This is a genomic window from Pseudomonas sp. JV414, assembly GCF_032424305.1.
GTDB lineage: Bacteria > Pseudomonadota > Gammaproteobacteria > Pseudomonadales > Pseudomonadaceae > Aquipseudomonas > Aquipseudomonas lini.
The window spans coordinates 336,463-349,929 of record NZ_VYKC01000009.1 but is presented as its reverse complement, the minus strand read 5'-3'; the positions used below and the strand labels follow the sequence as shown (position 1 = coordinate 349,929).

Annotated in this window: 11 protein-coding genes; 3 read left to right on the top strand and 8 right to left on the bottom strand. The window is 60.1% G+C overall.

The genetic code is table 11. The features are described from left to right. Positions 1–112: 112 nt before the first annotated feature. From phaZ to F6R97_RS12435, 8 genes are all read right to left on the bottom strand, one after another. Positions 113–967 carry a poly(3-hydroxyalkanoate) depolymerase gene (gene phaZ / locus F6R97_RS12470; protein ID WP_030129227.1) on the bottom strand — a complete coding sequence of 285 codons (855 nt, stop codon included), beginning with the start codon at positions 965–967 and terminating at the stop codon, positions 113–115. A 134-nt stretch (positions 968–1,101) separates the two neighbouring features. Beyond that, a complete protein-coding gene (gene phaC, locus F6R97_RS12465; protein ID WP_038978599.1) occupies positions 1,102–2,781 on the bottom strand; it encodes a class II poly(R)-hydroxyalkanoic acid synthase in 1,680 nt (559 codons plus the stop codon). Between the two features lie 256 nt (positions 2,782–3,037). Beyond that, positions 3,038–3,415 carry a gamma-butyrobetaine hydroxylase-like domain-containing protein gene (locus F6R97_RS12460; RefSeq protein ID WP_038978600.1) on the bottom strand — a complete coding sequence of 126 codons (378 nt, stop codon included), beginning with the start codon at positions 3,413–3,415 and terminating at the stop codon, positions 3,038–3,040. A gap of 139 nt (positions 3,416–3,554) precedes the next feature. Continuing rightward, a complete protein-coding gene (gene hslU / locus F6R97_RS12455; RefSeq protein ID WP_038978601.1) occupies positions 3,555–4,895 on the bottom strand; it encodes an ATP-dependent protease ATPase subunit HslU in 1,341 nt (446 codons plus the stop codon). A 54-nt stretch (positions 4,896–4,949) separates the two neighbouring features. Beyond that, a complete protein-coding gene (gene hslV, locus F6R97_RS12450) occupies positions 4,950–5,480 on the bottom strand; it encodes an ATP-dependent protease subunit HslV (RefSeq protein WP_007899242.1) in 531 nt (176 codons plus the stop codon). 230 nt (positions 5,481–5,710) lie between these two features. Beyond that, positions 5,711–6,418 (bottom strand): SPOR domain-containing protein, encoded by a 708-nt coding sequence (locus tag F6R97_RS12445; protein WP_038978602.1) that lies wholly within the window; start codon positions 6,416–6,418, stop codon positions 5,711–5,713. A gap of 1 nt (position 6,419) precedes the next feature. Next, positions 6,420–8,156: an arginine--tRNA ligase gene (gene argS / locus F6R97_RS12440; protein WP_048396071.1), complete on the bottom strand. Its 1,737-nt coding sequence runs from the start codon at positions 8,154–8,156 to the stop codon at positions 6,420–6,422. A gap of 238 nt (positions 8,157–8,394) precedes the next feature. Continuing rightward, entirely contained in the window at positions 8,395–10,614 is a 2,220-nt protein-coding gene (locus tag F6R97_RS12435; protein WP_048396072.1) for a primosomal protein N', read from the bottom strand. A gap of 170 nt (positions 10,615–10,784) precedes the next feature. Here F6R97_RS12435 and rpmE point away from each other — a divergent pair, with 170 nt between their 5' ends. From rpmE to F6R97_RS12420, 3 genes are all read left to right on the top strand, one after another. After that, on the top strand, positions 10,785–11,015 hold the full coding sequence (gene rpmE / locus F6R97_RS12430; RefSeq protein ID WP_007899231.1) for a 50S ribosomal protein L31: 231 nt from the start codon (positions 10,785–10,787) through the stop codon (positions 11,013–11,015). Between the two features lie 14 nt (positions 11,016–11,029). Continuing rightward, positions 11,030–11,830: a thermonuclease family protein gene (locus tag F6R97_RS12425; protein ID WP_315866620.1), complete on the top strand. Its 801-nt coding sequence runs from the start codon at positions 11,030–11,032 to the stop codon at positions 11,828–11,830. Positions 11,831–12,013: 183 nt separating this feature from the next. After that, positions 12,014–13,282, top strand: coding sequence for a malic enzyme-like NAD(P)-binding protein (locus F6R97_RS12420; protein ID WP_007899225.1), 1,269 nt, complete (start codon positions 12,014–12,016; stop codon positions 13,280–13,282). Positions 13,283–13,467: the final 185 nt, after the last annotated feature.

Genomic DNA, 13,467 nt, shown 5'->3' with positions numbered 1-13,467 from the left:
TCATCAGGCCAAAAACAAACACACCCGAACAAAACACCATAGACGTTGTTGCGGGTTGTTGCGCGGCACGGCCTCCTGCCGACTCCTTTTCATAAACAAAAGTCGGGATCGGTTAACCGCCCGATGGCGCCGGATGTGGATGCATTACTGCGCGCTGACGTTCCTCCTCAAGAAACTTCATGATGATCGGTGCCACCGCTTCGGCCCGGGTAATCAAAAACAGATGGCCGTCGTCGATGATGTGCAATTGGGCATTGGGAATTCGCCAGGCCAGCATGCGCATGTTGATCAGCGGGATCAGTGGGTCATCGTCGCCGGCCAGCACCAGGGTCGGTTGGTTGATCTTGTGCAGCCAGTGAATGCTGGTCCAGCCGAGGCCGGCGAACAGCTGCCAGTAATAACCGAGTTTGCCTGCCGAGCGGACTCTGGCAGCGTGACTGGCAGCCAGGGTCGGATCGCGACGGAACGAGCCGCCATAGATCATCGGTGCGATGCGGATCACATGGGATGGCTGGATGTAGCGCCGTGGGCTGGCCATCATCCACAGCACTTTCGGCTTGCCCGGAACCATCACGGCGCCGGCTGCCGTGGCCGCCAGTACCAGTTTTTTGCAGCGTTCGGGATAGTCATGGGCGAACTGCTGCGCCAGAGCGCCACCCCACGAAACGCCAATCACGTTGACTTGCCCGTAATCGAGATAGTCGAGCATTCGTGCAGTGAGTTTCGCCAGGCCCGAAAAGCGATACGGGCGATTGGGAGTCGATGAACCGCCGACGCCGGGTACGTCGAAGGCGATGACTTCCAGGTCCGGATCCAGAGCCTGGACGAACGGGAATATCAGCTCCAGGTTGGCGCCGATGCCGTTGAAAATCAGCAAGGGCGTCAAGTGAGGCTTGCCGGGGCGTACCGCAGTGCGGAGGGTCTGGCCATCCAGGTTGACGGTACGAAAGACGAACGGTTGCGGCATGCACAGAGCCCTGTAGTTTTTAAACGCTGATCGAGCCGTCCCGGGCCGTCGCAGAATGTTCGAGGCTGGCCTCGAGAGTAATCAATAGAGATCGCGGCACCTCCCAGTGCCGCGGACTACGAGTTATTTGAAGCTCAACGTTCATGCACGTAAGTACCCGGCGAAGCTTCACCCGCGGGATAGGCCTTGTTGCCAAGGTTGGCGGGGGATTTCTTCAGTTTGCCCGAACGCTCGGCTTGCCACGCCTGCCAATGCAACCACCAGGAATCGGTGTGCTTGGTGGAATTTTCCATCCACTCTTCGGCTTTGACCGGCATTTCGGTGCTGGTCATGTAGCGCGCTTTCGGATTGCCCGGAGGGTTCAGAATGCTCTGGATATGCCCGCTGCTGGACAGCACGAACTCAACCTTGCCACCGAACAGCTGCGCGGATTTGTAGCAGGACTTCCACGGAGTGATGTGATCGTTGGTACCGGCCAGGGAAAAGATGTCGGCGGTCACCTGCTTGAGATCGATCGGCGTGCCGCACACTTCCAGGGCATCGGAGCGGATCAGTGGGTTGTTTTTGAACATCTCGATCAGGTCGCCGTGGAACGCCGCGGGCAACCGGGTGGTGTCGTTGTTCCAGAACAGGATGTCGAAAACCGGTGGCTCATTACCCAGCAGGTAGTTGTTGACCCAGTAGTTCCAGATCAGGTCGTTGGGGCGCATCCAGGCGAAGACTTTCGCCATGTCGCGACCTTCCAGCACACCGGCCTGGTAGGAATGGCGCTTGGCGGCTTCGAGGGTCTGCTCGTCGACGAACAGCGCCACATCGCTGTCCAGGGTGGTGTCCAGCACGCTGACCAGCAGGGTGAGGGCGTTGACCTTCTTCTCGCCGATCGCTGCGTAGTGACCCAGCAGGGCGGTGCAGGTGATGCCGCCGGAGCAGGCACCGAGCATGTTCACGTCTTTGCTGCCGGTAATCGCGGTGACGACATCGACCGCTTCCTTGAGCGCTTCGATGTAGGTCGACAGACCCCACTCGCGCTGCTCCTTGGTCGGGTTGCGCCAGCTGACGATGAATGTCTGCACGTTGTTGCGCAGGCAGAAGCGCGCCAGGCTCTTGTCCGGGCTCAGGTCGAAAACGTAGAACTTGTTGATCTGTGGCGGCACCACCAGCAGCGGGCGTTCATGCACCTGCTCGGTGATCGGTCGGTACTGGATCAACTCCAGCACATCGTTGCGAAACACCACCGCGCCTTCCGTCACGCCCAGGCTCTTGCCGACTTCGAACGCGCCCATGTTGACCTGGCTCGGCATGCCGCCGTTATGCACCAGATCCTTGGCCAGATGGGAGAGACCGTCGAGCAGGCTCTTGCCACCGGTTTCGAAGAAGCGTTTGACCGCCGCCGGGTTGGCCGCCGTGTTGGTCGGGGCCATGGCTTCGGTCATGAGGTTGATCACGAAATGACCGCGAGCGACGTCTTTGGGCGAGAGGTTGCTGTCATCGATCCACGCGTGAAGCTCCTTGCGCCACGCCAGATACGTTTGCAAATAACGTTTGTAGAGCGGGTTCTGACTCCACGCCGGGTCAAGGAAGCGACGGTCATCACTTTGCGGTTGAAGCTCGGATTTTCCCAACAGCACGTTCTTGAGTTCGATGCCGAAATGGGCGACATGCCTGACACTGTGGATGGGTTGTCTGATGGCCTGGCTCAGCACCATGCGGGCAGAGCCCAAGAGATCCTTTCTACGTAGTCCAACAACAGGATTCAGCCCCAAGGTGTTTTCCGAAGCCTGAAATTTCAAGTCATCGTTAAGCTTGTTACTCATCTACGACGCTCCATTGTCCTGAGACGAGTACCTGAGTCCAACTGTGTAGTCACACAGCATGCCAGGTACTACTGCTCGGGTGACTGTAAATTGCGCATCGCTGCTTTTTAGTTCAGAGAGCACTGCACGGAACTTGCCAGCTCCATTGGTTACCCGAGTTTAATTTTTTTCGCAAGCGGGCCAATCGTTGACACCGCAGCGGAGCATTCAAACAGATGGAATTAGAAAATGCCCTCTAAATACCCAGAGGCCTGAGCTAGAGCATCAGCTTGACGACCGACTCATTCGGATCACGGGTCTTTCCAGCCGCTTTGAGTTCCGCAAGATAATCGTTCCAGAGATCTTCCTGGCGCACTGCCAGCTGGTACAGATATTCCCAAGTGAACAGGCCGCTGTCGTGGCCGTCGTCGAAGGTCAATTTCAGTGCGTACTGACCGGCGGGTTCGACCTTGGTCAGTCCTACGCCGATCTTGCCAAATTGCAGGATAGGTTTGCCGTGGCCCTGGACCTCAGCGGAAGGAGAGTGCACGCGAAGAAACTCGGCGGGCAGGTGATATTCCTCGCCGGACGCGTATTTGAGCGTCAGGGTTTTTGAGGCTTTGTGGAGTTTGATGTCGGTGGGGAGTTGGGTCATGGCAGGTCGTCCGTCTATGTGGAACGTTGTGTAGGAGCTGCCGCAGGCTGCGATCTTTTGATCTTCGGCATCAGCCGGAAAAGATCGCAGCCTGCGGCAGCTCCTACAGGTGTTCCGTTCTCACAGGAGAGTAGGTGACCTACAGGATATAACGGGACAGGTCTTCGTTCTGCGCCAATTCGCCCAAGTGGCTGTTGACGTAGTCGGCATCGATCAGGATCGGCTTGTCCTCGTGGGTGCTGGCCAGATCACCGGCGCTGAACGATACCTCTTCAAGCAGGCGCTCGAGCAGGGTATGCAGGCGGCGGGCACCGATGTTTTCGGTTTTCTCGTTGACCTGCCAGGCGATCTCGGCGAGACGCTTGATGCCGTCCGGCAGGAATTCGATGAGCAGACCTTCGGTTTTCAGCAGTGCACAATACTGCTCGGTGAGCGATGCATGCGGCTCGCTGAGGATGCGCTCGAAATCTTCCGGGCTCAGGGCCTTGAGTTCGACCCGAATCGGCAGGCGACCTTGCAGCTCCGGAACCAGATCGCTCGGCTTGCTCAGGTGGAACGCACCGGAAGCGATGAACAGGATGTGGTCAGTCTTGACCATGCCCAGTTTGGTGTTGACGGTGCAGCCTTCGATCAGCGGCAGCAAGTCGCGCTGTACGCCTTCACGGGACACGTCGATGCCACCGGAGTTGCCGCGCTTGGCGACCTTGTCGATTTCGTCGATGAACACGATGCCGTGCTGCTCGACGGCTTCCAGGGCCTTGGCCTTCAATTCTTCTTCGTTGACCAGGCGACCGGCTTCTTCGTCGCGAACCAGTTTCAGCGCTTCCTTGACCTTGAGCTTGCGGTTTTTGCGCTTGCCCTTGCCCATGTTGGCGAACAGGCTCTGCAGCTGGTTGGTCATTTCTTCCATACCCGGTGGCGCGGAGATATCGACGCCGGACACTTCGGCCACTTCGATTTCAATCTCCTTGTCATCCAGCTGACCTTCACGCAGGCGCTTGCGGAACAGCTGACGGGTATTGGAATCCTGGGACGGTGCGGAATCCTCGTTGCTGAAGCCCATGCGTGCCGGCGGCAGCAAGGCGTCGAGGATGCGCTCTTCGGCGGCGTCTTCGGCGCGGTGACGAACCTTGGTCATTTCCTGTTCGCGCAGCAGCTTGATCGCGGCGTCGGCCAGATCACGAATGATCGATTCGACGTCACGGCCGACGTAGCCCACTTCGGTGAACTTGGTCGCTTCGACTTTGATGAACGGCGCGTTGGCGAGCTTGGCCAGGCGACGGGCGATCTCGGTTTTACCAACACCGGTCGGGCCGATCATCAGGATGTTCTTGGGGGTGACTTCGACGCGCAGCTCTTCGGGCAGCTGCATCCGGCGCCAGCGGTTGCGCAAGGCGATGGCGACGGCGCGTTTGGCATCGTCCTGGCCGATGATATGGCGATTGAGTTCGTGGACGATTTCACGGGGGGTCATGGGCATAATAATTGGCGGTCCTCAAGCAACAGTGAGCCGTGGCGCTAGGCCGAAACAGGCTTACTCAGCGAGGTCCTGCTCCTCAATGGTGAAGGTGTGGTTGGTGAACACGCAGATGTCGCCAGCGATGCCCAGGGCGGTTTCGACAATTTCCCGGGCCGACAAATCGGTTTTCTTCAGCAGGGCACTCGCGGCAGCCTGGGCGTAACCGCCGCCGGAACCCATGGCGATCAGGCCTTCTTCGGGCTCAACCACGTCACCGTTGCCGGTGATGATCAGCGAGGCATCTTTGTTGGCGACCGCGAGCATGGCTTCGAGGCGGCTCAGGGAGCGGTCGGTGCGCCATTCTTTGGCGAGTTCGACGGCGGCGCGAACCAGGTGGCCCTGATGTTTCTCAAGCTGGCCTTCGAAACGCTCGAAGAGGGTGAAGGCGTCAGCGGTGGCCCCGGCAAAACCGGCGATAACCTGGCCGTGGTAGAGGCGGCGAACTTTCTTCGCGTTGCCTTTCATCACGGTATTGCCGAGCGAAACCTGGCCGTCGCCGCCCATGACGACTTTGCCGTGGCGGCGAACTGAAACGATGGTGGTCAAGGGAGAGTCTCCACGCAGCGGGGCGAAAATGCCTTATGCCAACTCATATGGGGGTGGTGGAGCGTTTTTCAACTGTGGAGCGGGAGAGGGGACGAGCGGTGTAGGGCGGGGATGGGGGTGTTGTCTGTTCGGGCGCCTTCGCGGGCAAGCCTCGCTCCTACAGAGATTTACGTGAACCTGTAGGAGCGAGGCTTGCCCGCGAAGAACGATGACGCGTGTCCTTAACGAAATCAGCGGCTCTGACGTTGTTGTAACAACAGGTTGCTGAAGCCGCTGCCAGCCAGTTGCTTCTGGGCGGTGGTCAGCTGTTCGCGGTTGCTGAACGGGCCGACCAGAACCCGATACCAGGTCTCGTCCTTCACAGTGCCGGATTCAACCGCCACGGCCTGACCCAGCAGAATGATCTGCGCACGAACTTTGTCGGCATCGGCTTCCTTGCGGAACGAACCGGCCTGCAGGAAGAACTTGGTCACTGGCGCAGCTTTCGCCACAGGCGGTGCTGGCGGCGGGGTGATGCCGGCCAATGCCGCTTGAGCCCGGGCCGTGTCGATCTTCGCCGCTTCCGCAGGCGTCACCGGCGTGGTCGGAATGGCCGGCACTTGTGGCGTCGGCAGGGTTTTTTCCGGTACCGCGTCCGGCGGCACGATGACTTCCGATTCCGGCAGCAAGGTGTAGAAGTCGTACTTCGGCTTCACCGGTTGCGTCGGGCTCGGCGGGGTCTTGTTGGCCTCGGCGATCTTGCTGGCTTTCTGCTGCTCGATCTTCTCGCGCTTGACGGTATCGCTGCCCTTGCCCGGCTCCAGCTTCATCAGGAACACAATGAACGCGCCGACTGTCAGGCCGATGGCCATCCACAGCCAGCCCGGGATCGGTTGCTTTGCAGGAGCTTGGTAACGGCTGGCGCCACGCTTGGGTGCAGGTTTTTTCTTGGCAGCCAACTTACATACGCTCCAGAGTTTCCAGACCCAAGAGTTCCAGGCCTTGCTTGAGAGTGCGGCCGGTCAGCGCGGCGAGGCGCAGGCGGCTTTGCATTTGCGCCGGGGTGTCGGCGCCGAGGATCGGGCAGTTCTCGTAGAAGCTGGAGAACAGGCCGGCAACATCGTACAGGTAGGTGCAGAGGATGTGCGGCGTGCCTTTGTCGGACACGTTATTCAGGATTTCGCCGAACTGTGCCAGTTTCGCCGCCAGCTCATGTTCGTGCGCGGCTTCAAGGACGATCTGACCTTCGACTTCGCTGAAATCCTTGCCGAGTTTGCGGAACACACCGGCCACGCGAGTGTAGGCGTACAGCAGGTATGGCGCGGTGTTGCCTTCGAAGTTCAGCATCAAGTCGAAGTTGAAGCTGTAGTCGCTGGTGCGGTGCTTGGACAGGTCGGCGTATTTCACGGCGCCGATGCCCACGACCTTGGCGATGTTGCGCAACTCGTCTTCGGCTAATTCCGGGTTCTTCTCTTTCACCAGCGTGTACGCGCGTTCCTGGGCTTCGGTCAGCAGGTCGATCAGCTTCACGGTGCCGCCGTCACGGGTCTTGAACGGACGGCCGTCGGCGCCGTTCATGGTGCCGAAGCCCATGTGTTCCATTTCCATCGGGTGCGTCACGAAGCCGGCCAGACGAGCGACCTGAAACACTTGCTGGAAGTGCAGGGCCTGACGCTGGTCGACGAAGTACAACGCGCGATCAGCTTTCAGGACGCCGCTGCGATAACGCACGGCCGCCAGGTCGGTGGTGGCGTAGAGGTAGCCACCGTCGGCCTTGACGATGATCACCGGCAGCGGGTCGCCGTCGGCATTCTTGAACTCGTCGAGGAACACGCATTGAGCGCCGTTGCTTTCGACCAGCAGGCCTGCGGCCTTGAGGTCGTTGACCACGTTGATCAGGTCGTCGTTGTAGGCGCTTTCACCCATCACGTCGGCCATGGTCAGTTTGACGTTCAGCAGTTCGTAGATTTTCTGGCAGTGCGATAGCGAAATATCTTTGAACTTGGTCCACAGCGCCAGGCAGTCCGGGTCGCCGGCTTGCAGCTTGACCACCAGGCCACGGGCACGATCAGCGAACTCTGCGGATTCGTCGAAGCGTTGCTTGGCAGCGCGGTAGAAGTTTTCCAGGTCCGACAGCTCATCGCTGGTGATCGGGTTTTCCTGCAGATAAGCCATCAGCATGCCGAACTGGGTGCCCCAGTCGCCGACGTGGTTCTGGCGGATCACTTCGTCGCCGAGGAATTCCAGAACCCGGGCCACGCCGTCGCCGATGATGGTCGAGCGCAAATGGCCGACGTGCATTTCTTTGGCCAGGTTCGGGGCCGACAGGTCTACCACGGTGCGCTGCACCGGGCCGGCCTTGCGCACGCCGATGTGATCGTCGGCCAGCGCCGCGTCCAGGCGGGTCGCCAGGGCTTGAGTGTTCTGGAAGAAGTTCAGGAAGCCAGGGCCGGCGATCTCAGTTTTGGAGACGTTCTCGTCAGCCGGCAACGCGGCGATGATTTTTTCGGCCAGGTCACGCGGCTTCATGCCCGCAGGCTTGGCCAGCATCATGGCGATGTTGCTGGCGAAGTCGCCGTTTTTCTTGTCGCGAGAGTTTTCCACCTGGATCGCCGGCGACAGGCCTTCAGGCAACACACCTTCGTTGACGAGTTGGGTGATGGCTTGTTGGATCAGCTGGCGAATGGTGTCTTTCATGGTGTTCTCTGTCGACCGCAAGCGCGGCGGCGCTTCGATGCGCGGGTGGAAAAACTGGGCATTATCCGTTGCGAAGACGGGCTTGCCAACTATAGCGGGCAGGTTATGGATATGTGGTGACAAATCAGCCGCTATCGCGGGCAAGCCCGCTCCCACAGGGTAAGTGGTATGACGTAGAGCATGTGAACAACGCCAATCCCTGTGGGAGCCGGGCTTGCCCGCGATAGCGATCCTGAATTCAATACAAATCGACCGGATCGACATCCAAGGACCAGCGCACTGCCCGCCCACTCGGCATCTGCTCCAAAACCAGCAACCAACTGCTCAGCAATCGATGCAGTGGCGCCCGGGCCGTGGCTTGCAGCAATAACTGTGCACGATAACGCCCGGCTCGGCGCTCCATCGGCGCCGGCACCGGCCCCAGCAACTCAATCCCGGTCAGATTCTGCTCGGCCAGCAAACGCTCGGCCTCACTGCACGCTTCATCGAGGAAGCCTTCTGCTTGCCCCGGTTTATGCGCTTCCGCCCGCAGCAGCGCGAGATGCGCAAACGGCGGCAACCCTGCGGAACGACGTTCGCTCAACGCCTGTTCGGCAAAGGCGAAATAGCCCTGTTCGGTCAGTTGCACCAGCAGTGGATGGTCCGCCAGGTGCGTCTGGATAATCACTTTGCCCGGCTCTTCGGCCCGTCCCGCGCGCCCGGCGACCTGGACGATCAACTGCGCCATGCGTTCGCTGGCGCGGAAGTCACCGGAGAACAGTCCGCCGTCGGCATCCAGAATCGACACCAGCGTCACCCGAGGAAAATGATGCCCTTTGGCAAGCATCTGTGTGCCGACCAGAATGCATGGCTGGCCTTTCTGAATGGTGGCGAACAGTTGATTCATCGCGTCTTTGCGTGAAGTGCTGTCGCGGTCAACCCGCAGCACCGGGACGTCCGGAAACAGAATCCCCAGGCGCTCTTCGGCGCGCTCGGTACCGGCGCCCACGGGCCGCAAATCGACTTTGCCGCACTTCGGGCAATGCCGGGGCACTCGTTCAACGTAGCCACAATGGTGACAACGCAGCTCGCCGGAGCGCTGGTGCACGGTCATTCGCGCGTCGCAGCGCTGGCATTCAGACATCCAGCCGCAGTCGTGGCAGAGCAGCGTCGGGGCGAACCCTCGGCGGTTGAGGAACACCAGCACTTGCTGGCCGGCGGCCAGGGTCTGACCGATGGCTTGCTGCATCGGTCCTGAAATGCCGCTGTCCAGCGGGCGACTTTTCACGTCCAGGCGCAGGAAGCGCGGCTGCTTGGCGCCACCGGCCCGCTCATTCAGGCGTAAGAGGCCGTAACGACCGGTGTAGGCGTTTTGCAGGCTTTCCAGCGAAGGTGTGGCGGATCCGAGGACAATCGGGATGTTTTCCTGCCGGGCGCGGACCAGTGCCAGGTCGCGGGCGTGGTAGCGCAGGCCTTCCTGCTGTTTATAAGAGCCGTCGTGCTCTTCATCGATAATGATCAGGCCGGGGTTCTTCATCGGCGTGAACAGTGCCGAACGGGTACCGATAATAATGTCGGCCTCGCCATCCCGTGCCGCCAGCCAGGCTTCCAGACGTTCGCGGTCATTGACTGCGGAGTGGATCAGCGCGATCCGCGCATTGAAGCGCTGCTCGAAGCGCGCCAGGGTTTGCGGGCCGAGGTTGATTTCCGGGATCAGCACAAGGGCTTGTTTGCCGGCCTCGAGGGTTTCGCGGATCAGCTGTAAATAGACTTCGGTCTTGCCGCTGCCGGTGACGCCGGCCAGCAGGAACGCGTGATAACTGTCGAACCCGGCGCGAATCGCCTCGTAAGCGGCGCGCTGCTCGGGGTTGAGTGGTAATTCCGGTTGCGCCAGCCAGTGTTCGTGGCGCATACCGGGCGCGTGTTTGCGGATTTCTACTTGCACCAAATCCTTGGCCAGCAACAGATCGAGACTGTCCTTGCTCAGCATCAGTTTGCTCAACAGCTGATGAGCGACGCCATGGGGATGTTGGGCCAGGGTTGCCAGGGCCTCGCGTTGACGCGGGGCACGAGCGATGCGCGGGTCATCAAGGCTGGCACCGGGTGCGGCGGACCAGAAGCGTTCCTGACGAGCTTCGGCCAGTTCGCCTTGTCGCAACAGCACCGGCAGTGCCCAGCTCAACGTATCGCCGAGGCTGTGCTGGTAATACTGAGAAGTCCACAGGCACAGCTTGAACAACGCGGGGGGCAGCGGCGGCGTGGCGTCGAGCAGCGCCAGGGCCGGTTTGAGCTTTTCTGCCGGTACTTCGCTGGTATCGGTGACCTCCACCAGAATCCCGATCATCTCCCGCCTGCCGAACGGCACCCGCAAGCGCATGCCCGGGTGCAACTGGGCGCGCAGGACTCCGGCCGGCGCGCGGTAATCGAACAGGCGGCGCAGGGGCGAAGGCAGGGCGAGGCGCAGAATGGCGTTGGGCACGCGATTGTTTTCTCGATGAGAGGGCGGTGAAGAAGGCCGGGAGCCTAGCAGACGACTGGTTTAAGCGACAGCTTGCGTGATTGCGAAGGTCTGGTAGAATCCGCGGCCTAATTACGTGCGGTATTCAACAATGGTGTTGAGTGGCGGCACGCTAGCCTGAGGAATACATCATGAAAGCCGATATCCATCCAACATACGAAATCACCGCAGTTACCTGCAGCTGTGGCAACAAGTTCGAAACTCGTTCGAACCTGGCCAAGCCTCTGGCGATCGACGTATGCAACGAATGCCACCCGTTCTACACCGGTAAGCAGAAGACTCTGGATACTGGCGGTCGTGTACAGCGCTTCGCAGACCGTTTCGGCGCTTTCGGCAAGAAAGCTCCAGCTGCTGCAGAGTAAGGTTGAAGGGCCCGATGGGCTTTTCCTTGCTGATGAAAAAGGCGTCCCTCGCGGGCGCCTTTTTTGTGTCCGCGATTTGGCTTTCCGCTGCCCAGGCCTTCTGCCCGGTGCCCAGCGGGCTGACGTCGGTCGCGGTGCAGCGGGTAGTGGATGGCGACACCTTGCGTCTGCGCGATGGCCGCAGTGTGCGCATGATCGGTTTGAACACGCCGGAGTTGGGCAAGCAGGGTCGTTCTGACGAGCCGTTCGCCGTGGCTGCGCGCAAACGCCTTGAAGCTCTGGTGGCTGCCAGCGATGGGCGGGTCGGTTTGCTGCCGGGTAAAGAAAGCAAGGATCATTACGGCCGCACCCTGGCCCATGTCTACAGCGTCGATGGGGCCAACCTTGAGGCACAGATGCTCGCCGAGGGTCTCGGTTTTCAGGTGGCGGTGGCACCGAATGTCGATTTGGTCGCCTGCCAGCAAGCGGCCGAACGCAGTGCTCGCCGGGCCGGTCTCGGGCTGTGGCGACAATCACCTGTGCTGAAAGCGGAGCAGATCAACGCTTCCGGTTTCGCCATGCTCAGTGGTCGTGTGAGCAGGGTTCAGCGCAATCGCGGCGGGGTTTGGATCGAGTTACAGGATTCGGTTGTATTGCGGGTTGCACCCAATATGCTGGGCCAGTTTGATGTCGCATCGCTTGAAAAGCTCAAAGGCAAGCAAATCGAGGCTCGTGGCTGGGTGGTGGATCGTTCGCGCCGCGGTGGGCTGAAGCCGGGGCAGGCGCGTTGGCTTCTGCCGCTGACCGATCCGGCGATGTTGCAGGCGGCACCGTAAGAAAAAATTGTAGACATTTTTCATGTTGATTGTGAACAGTCTATCCCTTGTGTTTCGTGGCTCTTGGCCCAAAGTCGTAGGGCCGGGCGCTTGACAGGGGTGACTGGTCAGTCTTGTGAGGACTTTGCGAGGCGAGTATCCTCGGCGGTCCGTCTGTCCAACAGTAAAAAGCGGAATGCCCCTATGTCTGATTTGAAAACTGCCGCTCTCGAATATCACGCCCATCCCCGTCCAGGGAAGCTGAGTGTCGAGCTCACCAAGGCCACCGCTACCGCCCGCGATCTGTCGCTGGCCTACAGCCCCGGCGTAGCCGAACCAGTACGCGAAATCGCCCGCGATCCTGAACTGGCCTACAAATACACCGGCAAGGGCAACCTGGTTGCAGTCATTTCCGATGGCACCGCGATTCTCGGCCTGGGTAACCTTGGCCCATTGGCTTCCAAGCCGGTTATGGAAGGTAAGGGCGTGCTGTTCAAGCGCTTTGCCGGCATCGACGTATTCGACATCGAAGTCGACTCCGAAAGCCCGCAAGCCTTCATCGACACCGTCAAGCGTATCTCCATTACCTTCGGTGGCATCAACCTGGAAGACATCAAGGCACCTGAGTGCTTTGAGATCGAACGCGCTCTGATCGAGCAGTGCGATATTCCGGTATTCCACGATGACCAGCACGGCACCGCGATCGTTACTGCGGCCGGCATGATCAACGCCTTGGAAATCGCTGGCAAAACCCTGGCTGACGCCAAAATCGTCTGCCTGGGCGCCGGTGCGGCCGCCATCTCCTGCATGAAATTGCTGGTGAGCATGGGCGCCAACATCGAAAACATCTACATGGTTGACCGTACCGGTGTGATCCACTCCGGCCGTGACGACCTGAACCAGTACAAGGCTGTGTTCGCTCACGCGACCGAGAAGCGCACCCTGGCTGACGCGCTGGAAGGCGCTGATGTGTTCGTTGGCCTGTCCGGTCCGAACCTGCTGAGCGCTGAAGGCCTGAAATCCATGGCGGCCAACCCGATCGTGTTCGCGTGCTCGAACCCGGATCCGGAAATCTCCCCGGAACTGGCTCACGCCACCCGTAACGACGTGATCATGGCCACCGGCCGTTCGGACTACCCGAACCAGGTCAACAACGTACTGGGCTTCCCGTTCATCTTCCGTGGCGCCCTGGACGTTCGCGCCAAGCGCATCAACGAAGAAATGAAAGTGGCTGCCGCCAACGCCCTGCGTGAACTGGCCAAGCTGCCAGTGCCTCAGGAAGTGTGCGACGCCTACGGCGGCATCAAGCTGGAATTCGGTCGTGAGTACATCATTCCGAAACCAATGGATGCCCGTCTGATCACCCTGATCTCCGATGCCGTGGCCAAGGCTGCAATCGAGACCGGTGTGGCAACCCTGCCGTATCCGAAGAACTACCCGCTGAAAAGCGTGGATGACGTGTTCAACGGCTAAGCCGTTGTAGCGCATCAACCAAAAGCCCCGGCTCTCGCGAGTCGGGGCTTTTTATTGTCTGCGGTTTTTGTGGTGTCTTTCGAGGGCCTCTTCGCGGGCAAGCCCGCTCCCACAGGGATCGCGGTGATTCACAACCTCTGATAGCGCCACAGAACCTTGTGGGAGCGGGCTTGCCCGCGAAGGGG